This is a genomic window from Nonomuraea guangzhouensis (assembly GCF_019396345.1).
Lineage (GTDB): Bacteria > Actinomycetota > Actinomycetes > Streptosporangiales > Streptosporangiaceae > Nonomuraea > Nonomuraea guangzhouensis.
The window spans coordinates 41,471-64,045 of the sequence record NZ_JAHKRM010000033.1; the positions used below are offsets into that span (position 1 = coordinate 41,471).

Sequence of the window (22,575 nt, forward strand, 5' to 3'; positions counted from 1 at the left end):
TCAATCGAGAAGGGGTGCCGGGTCTCGGCCGGTCACCTTTCCTGCCGCGCGGCCAGGGAGGTGTAGACGGTCACCTCGTCGGGACGGATGAGGCCGTCCTGGATGGCGCAGATGAGCAGCTTCTCCTTGGTGGGCGCGGGCCGTCCCGCCGCCGCGTACTTGACCCGGGCCCGGTCGATGTACTGGCGTACGGTCCGCTCCTTGATGCCCATCCGGGCCGCCACGGACGCCTTCGACATCGACTGGAACCAGAACAGCAGCGCGGCCCGCTCCTTGTCCGACAGCTGCGGCCGGTGCGGGCTCTCGTCCGTCGCGATCGCCTGCGCCATCGGCGGCGTCATGCTCGGCTTGTCGGCGGCCACCTCCAGGATGGTCTCCAGGCAGGACTCCCGGGTGGCCCGGCCCTTGCCGATGAACGCCGATGCCCCCGCGTCCAGCACGGCGCGTACCGTCTCCGGCTCCTCGTGCTCGGAGAAGACGATGACCCGCTGCCCGCCCCCGCACAGCTCGGCGACCCGGTCGATGACCAGGGTGCCGTTGAGGTTGAGATCGAGCATCAACACGTCGGCGGCCGTGCCGCGGACGGACTCGATGGTGGACCCCTGGGCGACCAGCTCCACCGGGCTCGGCGGGCCGAACCACGATCGGACGCCGTCCACCACGACCTGGTGGTCCTCCACCAAGGCGACCGTCACGGGCCCTGCCAGATGCTGTTGACCCATACCTCCCCTCCCTGCCGCTGATAGGTGACGACGACGCCGCTGGGCTCGCGGATCGGGGTCGGGCTGATGGGCAGGTCGTCGTTGTCGGCCACGACGGCCACACTCATCATGGTGGACATCGCGGACACGGTCACCCTGGCCCGCGACCTGGCGCCGTCCAGGGCCAGGATCGGCGCTCTGAGCAGGTCCTCTCGTACGCCCTCTGGCAGGTCGGGCAGGTTGTCGCCGAACGGCGGCGCCGTCACCAGGACCTGGCGCCGCTCGGCCGCGTCGATGTGTTCGCGCAGCGCCGTCACCAGTTCGTCGGGCACGTCCTCCCGTTCGGTGATGAGGCGGCGCAACCGCATGGCCCCGGCCGTGCAGTCCGCGCGTACGCGGGGATCGCCGGGATCGGCGCCGTCGGCCAGCTGCTTCAGCAGCGACTCGGCCACGTCGCGGATGGCGTCGTACCTGCGCAGCCGGTCGGCGTGGATGCGCCGGGCGGACTCCCGCCAGGCGTCGTCGGCGGCGAGCCGGCGGGCCAGCAGCACGGCGTCCTCGGCGCGGACGCGGAGGGTGTGGCAGCCCGCCAGGTAACCGAGCTGCAGGGTGATGCTGCCGACCTCGACCATCAGGTACTTGGCGATGGAGACGCGGTCGAGCGTCCCGGTCACGGCCATCGCCGCCAGCATGATGCCGGCGTTGGCCGTGAGGAAGGCGAGCAGCTCGCCCCGGCCGCGCGGCCGGTTCCACAGGAGCAGGACGCCGAGCCAGCCGACCGAGCCCCAGCCCCAGTCGATGGGGGCGATCAGGTCCTTCGGGTAGCAGGCCACGATCACCGCGATGGCCAGGGCCAGCGCGGGGATGGCGAGCTCGCGCCCCCTGGGCGGCCCGCTGGAGGTACGCAGCAGCGCCAGCGCGGCCACCACCGCGATCACGGTGTAGACGATCCAGGACACCGCCGCCACCACCGGCCAGCGGAAGTCGTCCCAGCCGGTGATCGTGACCGTCAGGTCGTAGCCGGTGTGCCAGAGCACGGCGATCATCACCGCGCCGATCGCGGTGTAGCGGGCATAGCGCTGCGCGACCTGCTCGATCTCCTCGGTCACGGCCGCCACCACAGTCGCACCCGGGTGCCCTGGCCGCCGGAGGAGATCTCGGCGCCGCCGTTCGGCAGGGACCGCATCGTGTCGAGGATCGAGCCGCGCACGCCGAACCGGTCGGGCGGCAGCCGGTCCTGGTCGAACCCGCGGCCCTCGTCGGCCACCTCCACCCGGATCTCGCCGTCGTGCCTGCTCGACAGCAGCTCCGCCTCGCGGACGCCGGCGTGCAGCGCGACGTTCGCCAGGGCCTCGGTGACGGCGCGGGCGAAACTCTCCGCGACGTCCCCGGGCACGGTCTCCGGCACCAGGCTCCGGTGGACGTCCAGGCCCGTCATCCGCTCGGCCACCTCGTCCAGCAGGGTGTCCAGGGCGATGGCGGCGGAGCCGGCACGCGGCGTGTCGCGGAGTTTCTCCAGCGCCGCCAGGTCGGTCGCCGCCTGGTCGCGCAGGGTGGATGAGGGCCCGTCGTAGGTGCCCAGCCCGACCATCGTCAGCGTGTGCAGTGACGTCTCGTGGATGCTGCCGACCTGCCGCAGCTCGTCCTCGCGCCGCAGCCGCTCCACCATGAGCGCGATCTCGGCGCGCGCGCTCTCCTTCAGGAAGGCGTCCGCCGAGGCCGAGGAGCGGCGTAACAGCATCATCAGCACCACGATCGAGAGAATCTGGACGAAGTGGGTCCCCGTCGTGATGATCACGTCCGGGGAGGGGGACGCGAGCCGCGCCCCGGCCAGATATGCCCCCGAGATGACCAGGCCGGTGGGGATGGCCACCTTGGGCGGCCAGGCGACCCCGGCGACGACGATGGTCATCGTGACCAGCCCCGCGATCCAGCTCGCGCCGGCCTCCAGCGCCGCCCTCGCCACGAGGTCGCGCTGGGCGAGGCATAACGCGACGGTGATGGCCACATCACCGGCCGCCAGCCAGGTGGGCAGCAACTCCCTGCGCCACACCAAGCGGGCGAACAGCAGGGTCCACCCGAGTTCGACCACCAGCATGGGCGCCAGCCAGCGGGCGGAGACCGGCGGGACGGCGCCGATCGTCGCGGTGATGACCGCCACCAGGCCCACCGCGACACGCGCTCCTGCGGCCGTCCGCGCGACGGCCTTCTCCAATTGCCTGGCCGCCGAGTCGTACCTCGTGGAACCGGGGTGAGCCATGCGCCGTCCGCTCGCGATGAGAGCACAAAACGGGTCTCACGATAACGCACCCGGTAGGGACGAGCGGGGTGTCGCATGGCTGTTTCCTCGGGCCGGCTCTCCTGCGGTATGCACCGCGTCTTCGCACCCTGGACCAGCGGCGGCCGGGCCGCATGACGGCTGATCGGCCGTCAGCCGTCATCGTCGCGCGTGGGCGTGTACTGGGCGCGTGTCGCGATGACCGCGACGAGAGGGGACCTCATGACCTTCATCGTGATCACGATTCTGCTCTCCTGCCTGTCGGTGATGGCGATTCGTGGTCAACGCGGCACCTGGCCGCCCGGCATGCCCGTGGCGCGGCCGCGGCTGTCGGCGGTGGGCGGTACGTACGAGGGCTCGCACCGCCGGCCGTCCGACGCGTACGTCATCCAGGAACGGCTGATCGCGGCGGCCAGCGGAGCGGACGACGACGCGGACGGAGACGTGGACGACCCCGCGGACCACGGCCCGGACGACGGCGCTGCCACCAGAGCAGGCGGCGGAGCGGACGGCCATGCCTCCGCCGCCTTGGTCCTGGGTGCCGTGGTCGCCGCCCGGCCCCACTACGCCGGGACGCGGGAGGCGGACATGGACGGCTGGGCCCAGGCGGTACATCACTCCGTACGGACTGCCTACCTGCGCGACCCCGCCACGTCCGGCCTGGTCAGCACGTTGGATCTGATCATCCTCGACCCGGAGGACGGCCCGTGCCTGCGCTTCGCGCACGTCGGCGACGGCGCGATCTGGCACTGCGCGAGGAGCGAGCCGCCTCAGCAGATCACCACGCCGCACTCCTTGGCGGACGGCTCGCCGCCACGTGGCATCGGCCGGGCGTCCGACCCCGATCCGCAGGTCGGCACCGTGTCCCTCCGTCCGGGTGACCGCGTCGTCATCGTGACGAACGGCGCGATCCGCGCTCTCGGCGTCCCCCGCATGAGGGAGCTGTTCGCCGGTGGGCCGTCCCCCGCCGCCTGCCTGGACAGGGTGTTCGACGAGATGGCCGCCGTGGAGCCGAAGGACGACGCGACCGTGGTCATCGCGGACTTCGTCACCACCTGAAGCTTCCCGTCGCGGTAGGTAATTCTGCATGGTCCGCGCGCGCCGGCGCTGCTTCCATGAGTGGGGGCTCAGTCGTGACGAGTGGAGGGATCTCTCATGGCCGACAGCCGGCTGCTCGACGAGATGTGGTTACGGGGCGCTCGCGGGGACTGGACGGGGATCAGGGGCAAGGTGACCTTCCCCTCCCGTGCCCAGGTCATCGAACTGTCCGTGCAGCTGGCCCGCGCCGTGCCCGGCCACATCATCGAGTTCGGCGTCTGGAAGGGCTATTCCACCCGGGTGATCAGGGATGAGCTGTGGCGTAGCGGCCTCTGGGATCGCCGGCAACGCAGGAAGCGGATCTACGCCTGCGACTCCTTCCGAGGTCTTCCGGAAAGCTACGAGCACCTGCGCGCGGGCACCTTCGCGACGCCGGTGCCGCGGCTCAGGGGCGTACGGATCGTGGAGGGGTTCTTCGAGGACTCCCTCACGCCGGAGCTCGCCGCCGAGGTGAACCAGGTCAGCCTGGTCCATTTCGACGCCGACCTCGAATCCGCCACAGCCCGCGCGCTGGCCTGGTTGACCCCGCTGCTGTCCGATGGCTGCCTGCTGCTGTTCGACGAGTTCTTCGGCGAGGATCCCGCCGAATGCCGCGCCCTGGTGGAGTGGAGCGAGAAGACGGGCACCAGGACGGCCCTGGTCGCGATGTTCGGCAGGGAACCGAGCGGCAAGGGCGACATGACCGACAGGCGAGCGTTGTTCCAGGTGATCGGTGCCCGCGAGGTCAGGAAGGTTCCGCCGCTGTTCCCGGCCCGGCTGCGGAGGAAGCTGGCGGCGAACTGGTGAGCCACCCCGCGTACCGCGAGGCGAACAACCCCGGCAGACCACCGGTATGCAGGAACACCACCCGCATCCCCGGCGCGGCGCGCACCGCGGCGAACAGGCCCGCCATCGCCTTGGCCGTGTAGACGGGATCGAGCAGCAACGCGTCGGTCCTGGCCGCCACCCGCAGCGCCGCCAGCGCCGCGTCCGTCGGCGCCCCGTACCCCGCCCCGATCTGCGCGGTGTCCATCCGGCACCTGCCCACGGGGCGGGGCAGCCCGGCCTGGCTCGCCGCCTGGGCGGCGAGCTCCTCCACCGCCGCGCTCAGCCCGGGTCGCGCGCCGACGTCGACGCCGAGCACCTTGCCGTGGTCGCCGAAGCCGGCGACCAGTCCGGCGTGCGTGCCGCCCGAACCGGCGGCCACCACGACCAGGTCCGGGTCCAGCCGCTGCCTCAGCTCGCGGGCCACCGGGATGTACGTGGCCGCGCCGAGCGCCGACGAGCCGCCGATCGGGATGGCGTACGGTCTGCGCCCCTGATCGGCGAGCCGGTCGGCGCGCGCCTGGATGGCGTCCTCGAGCTCGTGGTACGGCATCGCCGCGGCGTCGAGGCGGTGAATGTGCGCCCCGAGTATCCGGTCCAGCAGGAAATTGCCGCTCTCGTCGCCTGGAACGGTCGGCGGAGTTGCCGCGGTCGGCGCGGCTGCCGTGGCCGGCGTGCTCGGTGTGAGTACCAGGTCGCAGTCGAGGCCGGCGATGTTGGCCGCGGCGGCGGTCATCCTGGCGTGGTTGCTCTGCGCGCCCCCGCCGGTCACCAGGTGATCGCATCCCTGGGCCAGCGCGTGCGCGACGATCGCGGCCAGCTTGCGGGCCTTGTTGCCGCCGCCGGCGAGGCCCGTCAGGTCCTCCCGCTTGACCCACAGCCGGTCGGCGTCCATGCCGAGGTGCCTGGCCAGGTTCGGCAGCCGGTGCAGCGGGGTGTCCTCGATGGGGAGAATCACTGGCTCCTCCTGTCTGCCGCCGCCGGCGAGCGGCCATCGGTGACCCGCGGTCTTTCAGTCGTCCTTGGGGACCTGGCAGGATCTTCCCATGGACGTCCGGGATCGAGTTCGAGGCTGCCTGCTCGGCGGGGCGATCGGCGACGCGCTGGGGGCGCCGATCGAGTTCCAGTCGCTCAGGGAGATCCGCAAGCACTGGGGCAATGACGGCATTTCCGAATATGTCACCGATTGGCGGGGCAAGACTGGGTTGATCACGGATGACACGCAGATGACGCTCTTCACGGTGGAGGGCCTCATCCGCGCCGAGACCGTGGACGGCGCCGTGGAGTCGGTACGGCAGGCCTACCAGCGCTGGCTCGACACCCAGGACCATCCGGCGCCTCCGCCACCGGACCGCCCGCATCGTACGGGCCGGCTGCGCGAGGAAGGCTGGCTGTACTCCCGGCGGGCACCGGGCAACGCCTGCCTGTCGGGGCTGCACCGGCACTTCCCCGGCCCGGCCCCGCTCGGCGAGCCGGGCCCGGTGAACCCCGATTCCAAGGGATGCGGCACGGTCATGCGCTCGGCACCGTTCGGCCTGGCCCTCAGGGATCCGCGGGCCGCCTTCGAACTGTCCGCCGCCTGCGCGCAGATCACCCACGGGCATCCGACCGGGTCCCTGGCCGCCGGGGCGTTCGCCGCGATCGTCGCGCTCCTGGTGGCGGGGAAGCCCCTGACGCGGGCCGTACAGGATGGCCTGGATCTGCTGGTTACGTACCCGCGGCACGAGGAGACGGCCGGCGCGCTCCGCGCGGCGGCCGAGCTGGCCCGCAGTGGTGAGCACACGCCGGAGGCGGTCGAGTCGCTCGGCGGGGCATGGGTCGCCGAGGAGGCGCTGGCGATCGGGGTCTACTGCGCGCTGGTGGAGCCGTCGGTGGAACGCGCGATGCTGCTGTCGGTCAACCATTCGGGAGACAGCGACTCCACGGGGTCGGTCTGCGGCAACCTGCTGGGTGCCGCGCACGGCGCCGCCGTGTTCCCGGCCGAGTGGTCACGTCCGCTGGAGGGGCGGGAGACGATCGAGCGGCTCGCCGACGAGCTCTCGGCCGCGTACGGCTGATCCGGCCGGCGCCGCTGAAACTCTGCTCAGTGGGAGAAACCGCGGGCCGCTGCCAGCAGTGCCTGGTTCACCATCGCTTCCAGCAGGCCCGCCTCCTCCGCGGCGGCCGGGTCGGTGTGGAAGGCGTAGTGCTCCACCGCCGTCCGCAGCGCGGTGTTGATCATGGCGGCCTGTACGGTGATGGCCAGGTCGGGGCTGGACATCCCGGCGCGCTGGGCGAGCGCGGCCGCGAAAACCGGTTCGGCCTCCCGGTGCGCCTCCAGCCACACCGCGCGTAGTCCCGGCTCGCCGCCGGTCAGCCGTACCAGGTTGAGCAGCGCCGTTCTGTCGGCGGCGAGCTCGCCGGCGCTGGCCCGCATGGCGTCGAGCAGCTCCGCCACTCCCTCGTCGGGGCGCCATGAGCGCAGGCAGCGCCTGGTGACCTCGATCCCGCCGGTCAGCAGGGGCAGGACGCAGCTCTCCTTGCTCGGGAAGTAGCGCCACAGCGTGCGAGCGGAGATTCCGGCCGCCGCGGCGATCTCCTCGGCGGAGGTGCCGCCGACGCCGTTGGTGGTGAACAGGCGGACCGCCTCTCGGGCGATCTCCAGCCGGGTCGCGGCCTTGCGCCGTTCGGTCAGGGGCGGGCGCCCCATCCGCGCGGTGGAGCGACTCGGGGCCTCCGCCCATGCGTCGTGAGACACCTCTACCTCCCCGGCCCGTCGTGCGCACGACCCTGCGGACGCTACCACTTTCTGTCGCTTCCTGACTATCTGGCGCTCAGCGACAAAAAGTCGTACGGTCTCCTGACCAGGTCTTATCGGCGGGCCTGAGGAGAACTCCATGACGTACGACCGCGAGGAGCGGAACATGAGCAGCACTGGCCTGGAAGACAGCAGCGTCATCGTGACCGGCGCCGGATCGGGTATCGGGCGGGCCGCCGCTCTGCTTTTCGCCCAGGAGGGGGCCAAGGTGGTGGTGGCCGATCTCAACGGCGAGGCCGCCAAGGCCGTCGTCGCGGAGATTCAGGAGGCCGGCGGCACCGCGGTCGTGGTGACCGGCGACCTGAGTGACCCCGCGGTGGTCGACCAGGTCGTCGCCACCGCCGTGGACACCTTCGGCGGCCTGGACGTCCTGGTCAACAACGCCGGCATCATGGACCAGATGTCCGGCACCGCCGACGTCTCCGACGCCGAATGGGAACGCGTCATCCGGGTCAACCTGACCGCGCCGTTCCTGCTCACCCGTGCCGCGCTGCCGCACATGCTCGCCAAGGGCAAGGGCGCGATCGTCAACACCGCGTCCGAGGCGGCCCTGCGCGGCAGCGCGGCCGGCACCGCGTACACGGTCTCCAAGCACGGCATCGTCGGACTCACCCGGTCGGTCGCGGTCATGTACCGCAACGCCGGCATCCGCGCCAACGCCATCGCCCCAGGTGGCACCAAGACCGGCATCGTCGTCAACGCCGACCCCGCCGCGCATGGCCCGCAGACCATCGGCGCGTACATGCAGAACGTCGGCCGCCCCGCCGAGGCGGACGAGCAGGCCGCCGCCATCGTGTTCCTGGCCTCCGACGCCGCCAGCAACATCAACGGGGTCGTCCTTCCCGTCGACAACGGCTGGGCCGCGGTCTAGCCAGACGCCTTGTCACCGCGTTCCACCATGGCGGCGAAACCGTCGAGATGGCGGGCGAGGCTGTACTCGAACAGGCCGTCCAAGTCCGACACCGCGTCCTCGGAAACCGTGGCCAGCAGCGGGAACCGTCCGCTGCCGAGGAGTTCGTCGGCCCGCGTCCGCTGGGCGAGCCGCCATCGGGTGAGCGTCACACCGGTCTCCTGCTCGGCTTCGAGTTCGTCGGCCATGGACAGGGCGACGGTGACGACCAGCGCGTGCAGGGTGAGCGCCTCTCGGATCCGGGTCGCCATGGGCAGCCCGAGCCCGTCGAGCGCGCGTAGCGTTCGGGTCGAGCCTGCTCATCGCCGTCATGCTGCTGTTCCAGCGGGTCGGTGACACGGCACTCACCTGGGCGCTGCGCGCCGGGATCGGGCTGTCGGTCATCGGCATGGCGCTGGCGTCCTTCATCCGCGGGTGGGCCTCGACCGGACCCAGGACGGTCGAGGACGCCTACGGGAACCCGGTCTCCCTGCTGGGACAGCACGGGGTGGGGGCGCCGGACGGCTACGGCATGCCGATCACGAACTGGAGCACCACGGGTGGCGACCTGCGCCCTCCGCACTTCATCGGCCTGCACTCCATCCAGGTGTTCGTGCTCGCGGTGCTGATCCTCACCGCCCTCGCGGCCCGGATCAGCCGGCTGCGCGGCGAACGCGTGCGCGCCCACCTGACCGGGGTCGTCATCCTGGGGTACACCGCGCTGTTCGCCATCACGGCGTGGCAGGCGATGCGCGGGCAGTCGCTGGTCCACCCCGACGCGGCCACATGGACCGCGCTCGCGGTGACGGCGGTCGTGACCGGGCTGCTGGCGGTTCTGGCCATCTCGGCGGCCCGCCGCGGCCAGGTGGCACCCACCGGCGACGCGCACCCGCCCGGCGTGGTGCCGATGCGCGGACTTGCCGGGTCTATGGGCCGGGACGACACCAGGGTTCGGTGAGAACGCGGACATGTCTGGAAATTTCCGTCATATCGGCATCGCTGAGTGGCGAAAGTCGCCATGATATGTCCCGATCTTGTGGTGTCGTCCGACAGATTGGAGCTGACGCGTGTTACGTACCGTTCCGGGGACCGCGGTCACCCGCAGGACCCTGCTCAGCGCGGGAGTGCTCGGCCTCACCGCCTTGTGCGGCGCCCCGGCCACCGCCGCCGCGCGCGCGGCGAGCCGCTTCGAGCTGACCTCCTCCCCGGCGGCGCTGATGACCGGAAAGGCGCTGTACGACGAGACGGTGCTGCAGTCCTTCGCCTTCGACAACGTCAACAAGCACCTCTACACCGTGCAGGTACGCAACGGCTCCGGCTCCGCCGCCGCGGGAAACCTGTGCGTCACCAAGCTCAGCCTGGCCGGTGCGATCCTCGGCCACATGTACCTGACGGGATTCGGGCACGGCGTCCAGATCGGGGTGGAACCGTCCGGCACGTCGGCCTACCTCTGGACCGAGACCGACGGAGTGGCCGACGGAACCAACTCCTGGGGGAGCAAGCTGGCCCGGTTCAAGTTCGTGAACGGCCAGACGCTCACGACCGCGTCCACCGCCCTGACGAAGTACGCGCCGGTCGCCGGCGCCGACAGCACGACCTGCGCGATCGACCCCTCCACCAACCGCCTCATCATGAGGTACCGCCTCAACGGCCAGCGCCACTTCGCCGCCTTCCCCCTCTCGGCGGTCAAGGCGGGCGGCCACCCCACTCCCCTGTACGACATCACCCAGCCCGCCGGGCTGGGCACCTTCCAGGGCTACACGGCTTACGGGCAGTATCTGTACCTGCTCGACGGCGACGCGTACAGCGCCGGCAACCCCTCCCCCGGCAACACGTACCTCACCTCCGTGGACCTGGCGAACGGCAAAGTGGTCCAGCGGTCCTTCTCCCAGGCGTGGAAGTCACTGACCTACCGCGAGCCGGAAGGCATGGCGATCCAGCTCACGGCCGCCGCACCCCGCCTGTGCTTCGGCTTCGCCACCGGCGCGACCGGCGCCCGCCAGGCCGCCGTCATCTACAAGAACACCTTGGTCTAAAGGGCGTAGTTGCGGAGGACCGCGAGCGCCTGGAGGCCGTGCGGGCCCGTTGCCTTCAGCGCCGAGTCGGCGGCAGCCAGGCGGTGGGCGCCGACCCGGCAGAAGTCGGCGGCCGGGCCCGTGACGGTGGAGGGGGCCGTGGGGTCGCCGAAGTGCCAGAGGTCGCCGTCGGGCGAGGTGAGCTCACAGTAGACGGGACCGCCCTCGACCCCCTCGACGTCGAAGGCGTACGGCAGGGTGCGGTGGCCGAGCCAGGCGATGTGGCGCAGGCGCTCGGTGTCGGGATAGGGGATGCCGAGCGGGGCGGTGATGTCGTAGGCGTGGGCCCAGTGCTCGGCCAGGCGGGTGGTGGCGAGGGTCGCCGGGGACAGCGGGATGGCCACCCAGGACAGACGGGTGCCCTTGGGCTGGGCGCGCAGGGCGTCGGGGGTGGCGAAGGCGGCCGCGCGCCAGCGGGCCAGCAGGTCGGCGGGGGTGGTGTCGCGCTGGGCGGCCACCAGGGCGTCCGCCACGGCGTCGACGGCCTCGCCACCGACCGCGACGTCGTGACCCGCCACCGAGGCGGCGACGGCTTCCTCGGACTGGGTCAGGTGGAGAACCACGTCGGAGACGGTCCAGCCTTCCGCAGCCGAGGGGTGGGACCACTGGGCGGGGGTGAGGGCGGTGAGGACGGCGTCCAACTGCTCGTACTCGGCTTTGAGGTCGTCGAAGATGTCCGTCATAGATCACCACAATACCGAATAATGTTCTGCACTAGAGCAGATCCGCCAGGACCCTGCGCTGGTAGGAGGTAAGGGGCGGCCGGGTGGCGTCGCGGGCGATCTGGGCGGCGCGGGCGCGGTCGCCCATCCGGGACAGGGCCCGCGCGCACAGGTACGCCACCAGGCCGTGATCACGCCCGCCGACCAGGGCCGCCTCCACCTCGACCGACGCCTCCTCGACGCGGTCCAGCTCGGCCAGTGCCAGGGCGCGGGCGGCGATGGTGGCCGGTTCGGCGGGCTCGCGTACCCGGTCGAGGTCGCGTAACGCCTGTACGGGCTTGCCCAGATCGGCCAGGATCTCGCCGCGCGCCCGCAGCGCGATGGGGGTGTCGCCGTCCACCGACAGCACGCCGTGCAGGATGGGCAGCGCCGCGCTCGGATTGCCCGTGTGCCACACCGTTATGGCCAGCTCGACCTGGACGGTGAGGTCGCTCGGCACCCGGCTCACGGCGGATCGCAGTTCGTCCACGGCCTCGTCGGCGCGGCCCTGATGCAGGATCACCCGGCCGGCCGCGGCCAGCGAGCGGCCCACGGCCGGGGTGTCCCGCAGCCGCTCGTACACCTGGCTGGCCTGCTTGTAGCACCGCTCGGCGGCCGGCCAGTCGCCGCGCGCGTGCGCGAGGTTGCCGAGAAAGGACTCGATCTCCGCGCGGGTGCGCAGCTCGTCCTCGCCGCAGCTCCGCCTGGCCTTCTCGCCGTGCGTCTCGGCCAGCGTGAGGTCGCCGTCCGCCAGCACCTGCTCGGCCACGCGCAGGTGCTCGGCGGCGCTCACCGGCGCCTGGCCGGAGCCGGGTTGGGGGCGCGCGCCGCCGAGCGCGTACAGCACCGGCTGGAGCAGCCGGTCGTGCTGGAGTTCGCACCAGCGCGAGCCCGAACGCATCTCCGCCTTGAGCACGTGCCGGTCGATCAGCGCCTTGACCACGCTGTTGGGCATGCCGGCGGTCTGGGTCTCGCCCTCGTACGCGGTGCCGCGGGTGCCGAGCGTGGTGATGAAGGTCTCCCGCAGCCAGGCGCTGAGCCGCTCGACGGGGATCTCGTGGTCGTGCGCGATCTCCGCGAGGGCCTGGTCGAGGAAGTCGCCGAGGGAGCGGTCGACGTCCGCGTGCCGTTCCACGTACTCCGGCGTGATGACCGTCAGGTCGGGTGGGCACGAGTGCCACAGCGCGGAGCAGACGATCTGCAACTGCACCGGCTCGACTGTGTCCACGGTGTAGGACTCGGGGGCGCCGGTGCCGTGCAGCCGCACCGTGCGCAGCTCCTTGACCAGGGTCTCGGCGGCTTGGGGGGCGTAGGAGCGCTCTGTTCCGGCGAGCGGCTCCTTGATCGCGGCCAGTGCCTCCTCTTCCTGGAACGGGGTCAGCACCACGGACGCCGACGGCCCGCTGCTGCGCAGCGGCTCCCCGTGGGCCATGAGCCTGGCCAGGTAGTCCTCCCTGATCGACAGGAGCAGGCGCAGGTCCTCGTTGTCGTCCAGGGCCTCGGCGAGCTGGGCGATGAACGGGTCGCGGAAGCCCTGGCGGTACGGGAAGTCGAAGAAGAGCTCTTCGGCCTGGTCGATGGCCACCAGGATGGGGATGGGGTCGCCGTACTTGTCGATCCTGGGCCCGCGCCGCCGCAGGAACTGCTGGACGGTGAGCCCCGACAGCCGCGTGAGCGACTCGCCCGGCGCCCACGACGACAGCAGCGCCACCGTGAACGGATTGCGCTCGGGCAGCGCGGCCATCGGGAAGGCGGAGCCGTGGGAGAGCCGCCCGATCGGCAGCACGTCCACCCGCTTGTCCGCCAGCTCCGGCAGCACCCCCGCCTCGAGCACGGACGTCTTGCCCACGCCGGACGGCCCGTGCAGCATCGTGAGCCGGTGCGCCTGCCACATCACGGAGATCTCGTACGCCTTGGCGTCCCGCCCGAAGAAGCGCTCCTGGTCGTCCTTCGTGTAGGAACGCAGGCCCACGTACGGCTCGGCCTCGAAGGCGCCGGTCGGCGGCTCGGCGATCACGACCGCTTCCCCATTCGCTCGTCCAGTTCCGCGCAGAACTGGCGGGGGGTGCCCCAGAAGATGGAGACCTCCCATCCGTCGAAGTACCGGTCGAGATACTCCTTGGCGCGCAGGGCCGCTCCGGGTTTGACGTTCTCGTTCTCGGGCGTGAGCTGAACGCTGACATGACGCCGGCGGCGAATGGCCGGGTACCGTCTGATCAGTCCATGGAACAGCACCCGAAATGTCCATTCCTGAAGGGTGTAGCCGAGAAGGAGCAGGGGCCGGTTCGCCAGGGCGTCGAGAATGATCGGCGGAATCACGTGCCGGTTGTTCTGGGCTCGCGCGGTCGTCAGGTGGACCAGGAAGTCGATGTAGTCGTCTTCGGTCAGCACCATGGAGGACGGGAGGCTCGTGCTTCCGTGGAGATGGTAGACCATCGGCCGGTTGGCGTCGGGGCGTATTCCCGCGCCGCGCTCGAACAGGTTTCTGTCATACGGCACGCCCTCGTGCCACGGGCAGATCGCCGCGCTGGGTTCCTTGCCGGAACCACGGAGCGCCCGTACGAGGAAGTCGTCGTAATTGGTGGTCAGGAACACCGGGATGGGAAAGCCGGCGATGGACGAGTGGATTTCGCCCGGCGCCGTGAAGTCGGGCGGCCCGATCGCCGAGAGGCGGCGGCTGAGTTCGTGCTTGAGCCCGGAATCGCCAACGACACTTCGGACATATTGCATAACTCTGGCTAAATCACCGTCGTCGGCGAAGGGATAGTCGAAACGAGCCGCCCACTCGCGGCTCAACTCCCCGCTGGACGGGAGGTTGCCGTCGCTGGCCCCCGCACCGATGAACGGTGTGCAGTCACCGGTACGGAGCTGATCGATCAGCCGGGCCCAGTCGGAGTCCTTCATCCGGGACGACCTGCTCTCCTGGCACGATGAGGGCGTGGAGCACGAGGTACGTCCTTATTTTTAGCCGGTGGCGGCGGGCCCGTCGATGCTCTGGCTGAACCCCGCGATCGGTCCCATCGCGTCTTCGCCCGCACGGAGCAGCATGCGCAGGGCGTGGGCGAGTGCTGACTCGTCCACCTTGTCGAGGTCGGCGAGCGACAAGGCACTCACATCGACAAGGGCGGGCGGTTCGGCCAGCTCATCGCTCATTAAAGCTCCTACGTTCCGGAACTCGGCACACAAAAATCACGCCAACCCTATCCGTAAGTGCGGCGTAAATGTTCGAGCGACGCGAAACCCTCTAAGATGACGGCGAATGCGGTCGTCAGCGACCCCGGAGGCGTGACGTGACAGGTTCGCAGCCAGAGTCCGTCCGGACGTCGGGACGGGTTCCCGAAGTCTGGGGCAAGGTCCCCGCCCGCAACGTCAACTTCACCGGCCGGTCCGTCCTGCTGGAGCGTTTGCACGCGGGCCTGTCCACCGAGGTGACCGCAGTCGTCCCGCACGCCCTGCACGGCCTGGGCGGGGTGGGCAAGACCCAGCTCGCGGTCGAGTACGCCCACCGGTTCAGGTCCGAGTACGACGTGGTGTGGTGGATCCCCGCCGACCAACCCGTCCTGGTCAAGTCGTCGCTGGCCGGTCTGGCGCCGCATCTGGGCCTGCAGGCCGCCACCCGGAGCGGGGCCGAGGACGCGGCCGACGCGGTGCTCGACGCCCTGCGCCGCGGCGAACCGTACGACCGCTGGCTGCTGGTCTTCGACAACGCCGACCAGCCGGAGGAGATCAGCGAGCTCATCCCTCAAGGGCCGGGGCAGGTGATCGTCACCTCGCGCAACCACCGCTGGCAGGGCATCGTCGACACCGTCGCGGTGGACGTCTTCGACCGTCAGGAGAGCGTGGAGTTCCTCTCCAGGCGCGCGGGACTGTCCAGCACCGACGCCGACCGGCTCGCCGAGCAGCTCGGTGACCTCCCGCTGGCGCTGGAGCAGGCCGGCGCGCTGCACGTGGAGACCGGCATCTCGGTGGACGACTACCTCCGGCTGCTGAAGGAGCAGACCAGCGCGCTGCTCTCGGAGAGCAAGCCGTCCGAATACCCGATGCCCATGACCGCCGCCTGGGCGCTGTCGGTCGCGCAACTACGCAGCAAGCTGCCCGAGGCCGTCGACGTGCTGCGCTGCTGCGCCTTCTTCGGCCCGGAGCCGATTCCGCGCGACGTCTTCCGCCGGGCCGGCCATCAGGCGTCCGACGCCAGGCTGAGCAGCATCTTCGGTGACACGATCCTGCTCACCAGGGCGATCAGGGAGCTGGGCAGGTTCGCGCTGGCGACCATCGACTCGCAGGCGCGCACGATCCAGGTGCACCGGCTGGTCCAGGCGCTGCTGCGGGACGAGCTGGACGAGGACGAGCGCCGCCGCTTCCGGCACGAGGTGCACCTCCTGCTGGCCGGCGCGGCGCCGAAGGTGCCCGACGAGACGGCCAGCTGGCAGCGGTACAACGAGCTGATCGCGCACATCCTGCCCTCGCAGGTGGCCGACTGCGCCGAACCGGCGGTCCGCACCATGGTGCGCGACGTCCTCTACTACCTCTATCGATCGGGCAACTACCAGTCCGCGCGGATCTTCGCGGAGCGGTTCGTGGAGCGGTGGGCCGAAAGGTCGGGGCCCGAGCATCCCGACGTGCTGATCGCCCAGCGCCACCTCGGCGGCATCATCCGCGAGCTGGGCGAATACCGGGCCGCCTACGATCTCGACAGCGCCACGCTGGCCAAGATGACCGAGGTGCTGGGCCCGGAGGACTCCGAGACCCTGGTGCTCAGCAGCGGGTTCGCGGCCGACCTCCGGGCCGCGGGCGACTGGTCGGCGGCCCGGGAACTGGACGAGAGGCTGCAGGCCCAGCACACGACCGTGTTCGGTGAGCAGGCGCCGGCGACCCTGCAGATCATGAACAACCTGGCGGTCGACTACGGCCTCAACAGCGACTACCCGGCGGCCAGGGCCCTGCACGACGTCGTGCACCGCAAGCAGAACGAGAGCGCGGAGCGGATCGGCGAGGCCGACGTGCTCAACAACTGGAACGGCCTGGCCAGGGCCGTCCGGCTGAGCGGCGACTCGCGGGAGGCGGTCGACCTCGGTGAGGACGCCTACGCCTACGGCGTCCAGGAACTCGGCGCCGAGCACCTGTGGACCCTGAAGACGGCCCGCGACCTGTCGATCGCCAAGCGCAGGGCGGGCGACTTCGACGGCTCGCTCGAGCTCGCCAAGGACGTGCACGCGCGCCTGCAGCGCATCATGGGCGACCACCATCCCGAGACGGTCGCGGCGGCCAGCAACCTGTCCAACGCCCTGCGCGCGACCGGCGACATCAACGCCGCCTACGACATCGCCGAGCAGGCGGTGGCGAGATACCAAGCCATCTACGGGGACACCCACCCCTATGTGTACGGCTGCGCGACCAATCTGGCGGTCCTCCAGCGACTGCGCGGCGACGCCGAGACGGCCATGCACACCGACGAGCGGGCGCTGACCGGCCTCGACGGCAGGCTGGGGCGCGACCATCACTACGCCCTGACCTGCGCCGTCAACCTCGCCAGCGACCATGCCGCGCTGGACGACCACGTGGAGGCGATGCGGCTGGGCAGGGAGACGCTCGACCGGCTGCGCAGGATCTTCAGCGCCGAATACCCGCTGCTGCTCGCCTGCCTGGCCAACCTCGTCCTCGACACCCGCGCGTCCGGCCGGCGGGAGGAGGCCGACGCGCTGTACGCCGAGGCCAAGCGCGGTTACGCCGGAGCCATGGGCCTCGATCATCCCGACGCGCGCCTCGCCCTGGACGAGGGCGCGCGCATGGACTGCGACTTCGACCCGCCCCCCATCTGATCCGGCGCCGGATGGGCGCCTCGCATCGCCATGGCGAAGTCGTGAAACAAGACCACGTGATCGCTCTGGCGCGCCTTGCGCAGCGTAAGTCGAAGCCCCAGGAACAGGATCAGGAAACGCAGCGCGCCCAGCAGAAAAGTGGCGGCCGAGAAAAGCAGTATGGTTTCGGGCCACATTGTGCCTCCCTTGCGATATGTCCTGGATTCAGGGAAGCCGGGGGTGGCAGTGTCCCGCAATGATCCTGGTCGAGTCCGGACGACCTGGTACATCTCCTTGGTGGAACGCTCCGATAAAGCGGATAATCCTGAATGACTTCGTACGGAATCCGACAGGAGGGACGATGCCCGAAGAATCCCTCCAGGCTTTCCTCGCCGCCCTCAGCGAACTACGCGGGCGGGCCGGCGGCCCCTCCTACCGCGAACTACGGCGGCTCAATCCCGAACGCCTGGCTCCCAGCACGGTGCAGAGCCTGCTGGAGGGCGACCGCAAGCGACCACCCTCATGGCCGCTCGTCGACGCCTACGTCCGCGCCTGCCTGGCCTTCGGGCGGGAGAACGGGCTGCGCCTGGAGGACGACGAGGAGGCGTACGTCCGCGGGTGGCTGGACCGGCACCGGAGCGTTTCCGCGATCATGAGCCAGGCGGCCGAGCCGGCGCCGGAGGACCGGGACGATTCCCTGCCGCGGATCCTGGGCGGCGGCACGCCGCCGGTCAGGGGCCACTTCTCCGGCCGCCGGAAACTGCTCGCCGAACTCGACGCCGCGATGCTCGCGCAGACGGACTGGCCGGTGTGCCTGGTCGGACCCGGCGGGCACGGGAAGACCCAGCTCGCCTCTGAGTACATCAGCCAGCATGCGTCCAGGTACGTGGCCGTCTGGTGGATCAGGGCCGAGCAGCCCAGCCTGATCCGGACCGATCTGGCCTCGCTCGGCAGGCGGCTGAACGCGGACATCGGCGAGGCCGAGATCGTCTCGGAGACTCTGAAGCTGCTGCGGGAGGACTCCCGCTGGGCGCCGTGGTTGATGGTGTTCGACAACGCCGGGCAGCCGGAGAATGTGGGGGCGTTCCTGCCGCGCGGCCGGTCGGGGCACGTGCTCATCACCTCCCGCGAACCCGCGTGGGACGAGGTCGCGGTCCCCATCGAGGTCGGCGCGTTCGAGCGCGGGGACAGTGTCGAGCTGCTCACCCGGCGGGTGCCCGGGATGTCCGTCGAGGAGGCCGGGCAGGTGGCCGAGGAGCTGGAGGACATGCCGCTCGGCGTCGTGCAGGCGGTCGCCTACATCAAGGGCTCCGGCCTGGCCCCCGCGGCCTACCTCGCGCGACTACGCGAACAGCCCGGCCGGATGCTGGACAAGCATCCGCCGGTCGACTACGGGAGTGGCCTGGCATCGGCGTGGGACCTGGGCTTCGAGACGCTCAAGCAGACCTGCCCGGAGGCCTTGTACCTGCTGCAACGCTGCGCGTTCCTGCGGCCGGAGTCGATCTCGCACGGCCTGCTGCGCCAGGGCGGCCTGCCGCTGACGGGCGAGTCGGCCGCCGTGTTCCAGGATGCCGTGCTGGCCGACAACGCGATCCGGGCGCTCACCCGTTACGGGTTCGTCCGCCTGGCCGGCCGGGGCACGGTCCAGGTGCACCGGCTGCTCCAGTCGACGGTCAAGGAACGCATGACCGGCGAGGAACGGGAGCGGGCCCGGCGCGACGTCCACCGGCTGCTGGCCGGATCCGACTGCGGCGATCCGGAGGACCGGGCGAACTTCCCCCGCTACGCCGAACTGGCCGGCCACGCCGAGGCGTCGTCCCTGGCCGACTCCGCGGACGAGGACGTGCGGGGCTTCGTGGCCCGGCTGGTCACGTACTTCCGGGCGATCAACGACGGGGAGGGCGCCGAGCGCTACAGCGGCGTCGCGCCCGAGGCCGGGGCCCGCACGGCCGTGTACGACAGCGCGGTCCCCCGTCCTTCGCCCGCGCCGGCCGTGCCGCGCAGGGCGCTCATGGCGCGGGAGATGGAGGGTGACGACTGGGCGCGGCTGATCTACCAGGTGACCACGGGTGACTGCACCCCGATCGTCGGCAGCGACCTGTCCAGGGAGAAGGCCGCCCGGGTACGGGCGATGAGCTGGGAGTGGGCCGGCCGGCTCGGCTACCCGTTCGCGGACCCGTGGAACTTCGAGTCCGTCCTGGACTACGCGGTGACGCTGCCCGACCAGTCGGCCATGGCCGAGGAGATCCTCGAGGGGCTGCGGCGGGAATGGGAGCAGCGGGACGAGGAGGACCCGCACGCCTTCCTCGCGAAGGTGCCCGCCACCTCCTACCTGACCACCAGCTACCACGGGCAGCTCACGCAGTCGCTGCTGCGCGCGGGCCGGGAGCCCGTGATGAAGGTGCTGCCGTGGCGGCCGGAGCTCGCGGCGGCGGAGCCGGTGGTCGCGCCCACTCCCGAACGGCCCCTGGTGTGCCATCTGGCCGGTTCGTACGACCTGCCGGGCTCGCTGGTGCTGTCCGAGAGCGACCGCCTGAGGTGCCTGCGGGTCGAGCACCGCAGATGGTCGGCGGACATCGTCGGGGCGCTGGTGACGTACCCGTTCCTGATGATCGGCTACAACCCGCGGTCGTCGTCGTTCGACCTGCTGATGTCCCTCCTGTCGGGTGTCTCCACCCCCAGGAGGAACATCATGGCGCTGTACGATCCGGGCCCCGGCGGGATGGAGGAGGCCGCCAGGAAATATCACCTGGCCCGGATCGCCCGGCTGAACATGCGCGCGGCCGTCTTCTGGGGGGACGCCCGCGACTTCATCCAGGAATTGTCCCGCCGCCTGGAGACGACGGCGTGACCCCGTTGCGCTCCTCCCACATCGCGCGGTGGGCCGCGGCGTCGCGATGCGCCTTCTCGACGGCCGCGCCGGAGACCTCCTCGTCCCGCCAGGCCCGCAGGGTCGCGGCCATCCGGGCGACGAAGCGCTCGCCGGGCGGGGTGAGGAACCCGCTCTCGGTGATCACCTGGGTCGCCCCCACCGCGGCCTCCCACCACCGGTAGAACTCGGCGCTCGCGGCGAGCGCGGCCTCACCCTGCTCGTGGTGCCGCTGCCTGCGCCAGAACCCGCTGACCCCGACGTAGGCGTACGCGCCCTGGAACAGCCCGCCCAGCGGGCGAGGATCGTTGCGCCACGGCGCGTAGTAGCGCCGGTCGCCCGAGGGCCGCAGCAAGGGGAGCACGTCGAGCAGCGCCGACAGTTTCCCGTGCTGGACCTCGTGCGCGAACGTCAGCGCCAGCGTCGTCGCGTCGGGCGGCGTGGACAGCGCGACGCAGCCGAACGCCTCGCGGGAGCTGCCGCTGATCTGGTCACCGGGGACGTCGGTCAGGGGCGTCAGCACGCTCGTGGCCACGGACACCTCTTCGGCGACGGTCGGGTGATGGTCGAGCAGCAGCTCCCACGCGCTCCGCAGCGCCTCCCGCCAGACGGCCAGCTCGTCCTCGGACAGCCGGTCCGCGGCCAGCCGGGCGCCGGGCATCCGGTACGGGTCGAGGTCGTCGACGCAGAGCGTGAGGATCCTGCCCCGGGCCGTGACCTCCAGGTGGCGTAGCGCCTGCCAGCCGGGGGCGTCCTGGTGGGGGTCGTCGGGGAGGCGTACCGTCTCGTCACCGATCACCTCCACCGGGCCGCCCGCGCGCCGGACCAGCGCCGACGGGCCGGCGAGTACGGCACGGCCGAGCGACGGCAGCGTGATGCCGCCTTCGTCGGCGGGCACCTCGATCTCGAAGTCCATGCCCGAACGGACGGCGGCCGCGGCGGCGACGGCCGCGAGCCGGGCGGGCGAGTGTCCCCCGGCCCCGGTCGCCAGCGCGTGGTAGGTACGCCAGGCCCAGGCACCGACGGCGGGATGGCGGAGCACGGCGTCCACCACGCGCGGCCGATGCCCCTGGGCCGCGCTCAGCAACCGGTACGCCTCCGGGGCCGCGCGGCCCACCCCGTGCAGGAGCAGGACGTGCTTGCTGTGCTGGGCGCCGAGCAGGAGGCGAGCCGCCTCCGCGCCCCCTGCGCCCGAGCCCAGCGCCTGGAAGTGCTCGTCCGGGATGACGTGGTGCTTGAGGCTCATCGGCGCCCTTCCAGCAGGGTGGCGACGTCGCGCTGGACCTCGCCGCGGATGTGGTCGATCAGGCGGAACAGGTCGGCGCAGTAGACCGAGCGATTGCCGAAACCGTTGTCCGGGTCGTAGCGGTGCGCGTACAGGCCGCCGCCACAGACGGACAGGACCGGGCAGTCCCGGCATTCCTTCGCGAGGGTCTCGGCGCCGAGCTGGCGGGTCATGACGGCCGGGTGCCGCAGCACCGCGTCGAAGGTGTCGCGGGCGACGTGGAATCCGGTGACCGGAGCGCCGGGATAGGCGGACTTCAAGGTGTCGGACTGCTGGATGCCGCCGTCGGCCTCGATCACCACCATCCGGGCCGGCCCCAGTCCCAGGGTCTCGCTCGACGACGTGCCGCCCATGAGGAGGTGCAGGATGTCGGCGAACAGCCGCACCTCGGTCTCCCTGTGGGCCGCGCCGTACCACCGGTCGAAGATCGGGATCAGCCAGTCCGCGTACGGCGTCGCGCCGTCCTCGGCGGGCAGGCCGGGCGGTGGCTCGGCCCAGTTGCCGTGCGGCAGCAGGAAGTCGATCCGGGGCGGCCCGGACGCGAGCAGCGCCTCATAGGTGGTGAGGGGATCGTTGTCGAGGTCGACGGTGCAGAGGAGTCCGCCGTACAGGTGGAAATAGCGCTCGGTGAGCAGGTCGAGGGCGGCGGAGACGGTGGCGTGGCTACCGCTCCCGTCGGGCCGCCGCCGGTGCCGGTCGTGATCGTCGGCGCCGCCGTCCATGCTGACGCCGACGCGGATTCCGAGATCATCGAACAGCTTCAGGTAGGTCTCGTCGAGGCGCATCCCGTTGGTCTGCAGGCTGACGTCGAGCCGGACGCCCGGCCCCAGGGCCTGCCGGACAGCACGGACGGTATGGGCGATGTGGTCGGCACCGGCGAGGAGCGGCTCCCCGCCATGCAGGATCAGGTGGACGGAAGGCATCCCGTGCGCGTGAGCGTGCTCCGCGATCCGGAAGGCGGTGTGTGCGATGACGTCCTTTGAAACCCGACGCGGCTGCTCTTTCCAGCTTTGATCGGCCATTTCATAGACATAACAATAATCGCACCTCAGGTCGCATCTACTGTGTATTTTTAGGATGAACTGGCACAAAGGCCACGGCTGCCATCCTTCTTTCGAGCGTGACACGTGGCGGAACCTTACGCTTATTCATTCGGCAGTGGCCACTTGACGCACACGGAAGCCCTCGGACCTGAAAGTTTCACTCCTGGTAAGAGGCTCTGTCATGCCCTGGCCAGCCACGACGCCTTCCAGCTGACCGTCGGCTCCAAGGTCCACATT

General features: G+C 70.9%; 19 protein-coding genes and 1 pseudogene. 8 read left to right on the top strand and 12 right to left on the bottom strand.

The annotated features are described in order from the left end of the window. Nucleotides 1–32 precede the first annotated feature (32 nt). Genes KME78_RS49040 through KME78_RS49050 form a run of 3 tightly spaced genes read right to left on the bottom strand, consistent with a single transcriptional unit; the run spans nucleotide 33 to nucleotide 2,961 of the window. Nucleotides 33–722: a DNA-binding response regulator gene (locus KME78_RS49040; RefSeq protein ID WP_246653605.1), complete on the bottom strand. Its 690-nt coding sequence runs from the start codon at nucleotides 720–722 to the stop codon at nucleotides 33–35. After that, nucleotides 692–1,810: a hypothetical protein gene (locus tag KME78_RS49045; protein ID WP_219536876.1), complete on the bottom strand. Its 1,119-nt coding sequence runs from the start codon at nucleotides 1,808–1,810 to the stop codon at nucleotides 692–694. Before KME78_RS49045 ends, KME78_RS49040 begins: the two co-directional genes overlap by 31 nt. Then, nucleotides 1,807–2,961 carry a sensor histidine kinase gene (locus tag KME78_RS49050; RefSeq protein WP_219536877.1) on the bottom strand — a complete coding sequence of 385 codons (1,155 nt, stop codon included), beginning with the start codon at nucleotides 2,959–2,961 and terminating at the stop codon, nucleotides 1,807–1,809. The genes KME78_RS49045 and KME78_RS49050 overlap by 4 nt, the downstream gene beginning before the upstream one ends. A gap of 240 nt (nucleotides 2,962–3,201) precedes the next feature. Here KME78_RS49050 and KME78_RS49055 point away from each other — a divergent pair, with 240 nt between their 5' ends. Beyond that, nucleotides 3,202–4,038, top strand: a complete 837-nt coding sequence (locus KME78_RS49055; RefSeq protein WP_219536878.1) for a SpoIIE family protein phosphatase — start codon at nucleotides 3,202–3,204, stop codon at nucleotides 4,036–4,038. A gap of 96 nt (nucleotides 4,039–4,134) precedes the next feature. Beyond that, nucleotides 4,135–4,863: a TylF/MycF/NovP-related O-methyltransferase gene (locus tag KME78_RS49060; protein WP_219536879.1), complete on the top strand. Its 729-nt coding sequence runs from the start codon at nucleotides 4,135–4,137 to the stop codon at nucleotides 4,861–4,863. Here the strand turns inward: KME78_RS49060 and KME78_RS49065 are convergent. Then, a complete protein-coding gene (locus tag KME78_RS49065) occupies nucleotides 4,802–5,839 on the bottom strand; it encodes a pyridoxal-phosphate dependent enzyme (protein WP_219536880.1) in 1,038 nt (345 codons plus the stop codon). The two genes, KME78_RS49060 and KME78_RS49065, sit on opposite strands and share 62 nt — an antisense overlap. A gap of 88 nt (nucleotides 5,840–5,927) precedes the next feature. Between KME78_RS49065 and KME78_RS49070 the strand changes: the two genes are divergently transcribed. Further along, nucleotides 5,928–6,938: an ADP-ribosylglycohydrolase family protein gene (locus tag KME78_RS49070; RefSeq protein ID WP_219536881.1), complete on the top strand. Its 1,011-nt coding sequence runs from the start codon at nucleotides 5,928–5,930 to the stop codon at nucleotides 6,936–6,938. Nucleotides 6,939–6,964: 26 nt separating this feature from the next. Here the strand turns inward: KME78_RS49070 and KME78_RS49075 are convergent, their stop codons facing one another. Further along, nucleotides 6,965–7,618 (bottom strand): TetR/AcrR family transcriptional regulator, encoded by a 654-nt coding sequence (locus tag KME78_RS49075; protein WP_308127417.1) that lies wholly within the window; start codon nucleotides 7,616–7,618, stop codon nucleotides 6,965–6,967. Between the two features lie 139 nt (nucleotides 7,619–7,757). On the opposite strand from KME78_RS49075, the gene KME78_RS49080 reads away from it, so the two are divergent. Then, nucleotides 7,758–8,549, top strand: a complete 792-nt coding sequence (locus tag KME78_RS49080; protein WP_246653608.1) for an SDR family NAD(P)-dependent oxidoreductase — start codon at nucleotides 7,758–7,760, stop codon at nucleotides 8,547–8,549. Here the strand turns inward: KME78_RS49080 and KME78_RS49085 are convergent. Beyond that, nucleotides 8,546–8,866, bottom strand: a pseudogene (locus KME78_RS49085) (TetR/AcrR family transcriptional regulator C-terminal domain-containing protein); the annotation flags it as partial. The gene KME78_RS49080 and the pseudogene KME78_RS49085 sit on opposite strands and share 4 nt — an antisense overlap. Nucleotides 8,867–8,898: 32 nt before the next feature. On the opposite strand from KME78_RS49085, the gene KME78_RS49090 reads away from it, so the two are divergent. Further along, entirely contained in the window at nucleotides 8,899–9,525 is a 627-nt protein-coding gene (locus tag KME78_RS49090; protein WP_219536883.1) for a hypothetical protein, read from the top strand. 109 nt (nucleotides 9,526–9,634) lie between these two features. Next, the gene (locus KME78_RS49095) at nucleotides 9,635–10,603 is read left to right on the top strand and encodes a phage baseplate protein (protein WP_219536884.1); all 969 of its coding nucleotides are present in this window, start codon (nucleotides 9,635–9,637) and stop codon (nucleotides 10,601–10,603) included. Here KME78_RS49095 and KME78_RS49100 read toward each other — a convergent pair. From KME78_RS49100 to fxsA, 4 genes are all read right to left on the bottom strand, one after another. Beyond that, complete coding sequence (locus KME78_RS49100; protein WP_219536885.1) at nucleotides 10,600–11,325, bottom strand: maleylpyruvate isomerase family mycothiol-dependent enzyme; 726 nt, start codon at nucleotides 11,323–11,325, stop codon at nucleotides 10,600–10,602. The genes KME78_RS49095 and KME78_RS49100 overlap by 4 nt on opposite strands. A 31-nt stretch (nucleotides 11,326–11,356) precedes the next feature. Beyond that, complete coding sequence (locus tag KME78_RS67640; protein ID WP_219536886.1) at nucleotides 11,357–13,360, bottom strand: tetratricopeptide repeat protein; 2,004 nt, start codon at nucleotides 13,358–13,360, stop codon at nucleotides 11,357–11,359. Next, nucleotides 13,357–14,139 (bottom strand): SIR2 family NAD-dependent protein deacylase, encoded by a 783-nt coding sequence (locus tag KME78_RS49110; RefSeq protein WP_219536887.1) that lies wholly within the window; start codon nucleotides 14,137–14,139, stop codon nucleotides 13,357–13,359. The genes KME78_RS67640 and KME78_RS49110 overlap by 4 nt, the downstream gene beginning before the upstream one ends. A gap of 168 nt (nucleotides 14,140–14,307) precedes the next feature. Next, nucleotides 14,308–14,496 (bottom strand): FxSxx-COOH cyclophane-containing RiPP peptide, encoded by a 189-nt coding sequence (gene fxsA / locus KME78_RS49115; protein WP_219536888.1) that lies wholly within the window; start codon nucleotides 14,494–14,496, stop codon nucleotides 14,308–14,310. A 137-nt stretch (nucleotides 14,497–14,633) separates the two neighbouring features. Here fxsA and fxsT (KME78_RS49120) point away from each other — a divergent pair, with 137 nt between their 5' ends. After that, nucleotides 14,634–17,162 (top strand): FxSxx-COOH system tetratricopeptide repeat protein, encoded by a 2,529-nt coding sequence (fxsT, locus tag KME78_RS49120; RefSeq protein WP_219536889.1) that lies wholly within the window; start codon nucleotides 14,634–14,636, stop codon nucleotides 17,160–17,162. Between the two features lie 340 nt (nucleotides 17,163–17,502). Next, on the top strand, nucleotides 17,503–19,992 hold the full coding sequence (gene fxsT, locus KME78_RS49125; protein WP_219536890.1) for an FxSxx-COOH system tetratricopeptide repeat protein: 2,490 nt from the start codon (nucleotides 17,503–17,505) through the stop codon (nucleotides 19,990–19,992). Here the strand turns inward: fxsT (KME78_RS49125) and KME78_RS66750 are convergent. Then, nucleotides 19,952–21,256: an HEXXH motif domain-containing protein gene (locus tag KME78_RS66750; RefSeq protein ID WP_219536891.1), complete on the bottom strand. Its 1,305-nt coding sequence runs from the start codon at nucleotides 21,254–21,256 to the stop codon at nucleotides 19,952–19,954. The genes fxsT (KME78_RS49125) and KME78_RS66750 overlap by 41 nt on opposite strands. Further along, complete coding sequence (locus KME78_RS49135; RefSeq protein WP_219536892.1) at nucleotides 21,253–22,422, bottom strand: FxsB family cyclophane-forming radical SAM/SPASM peptide maturase; 1,170 nt, start codon at nucleotides 22,420–22,422, stop codon at nucleotides 21,253–21,255. Before KME78_RS49135 ends, KME78_RS66750 begins: the two co-directional genes overlap by 4 nt. Nucleotides 22,423–22,575: the final 153 nt, after the last annotated feature.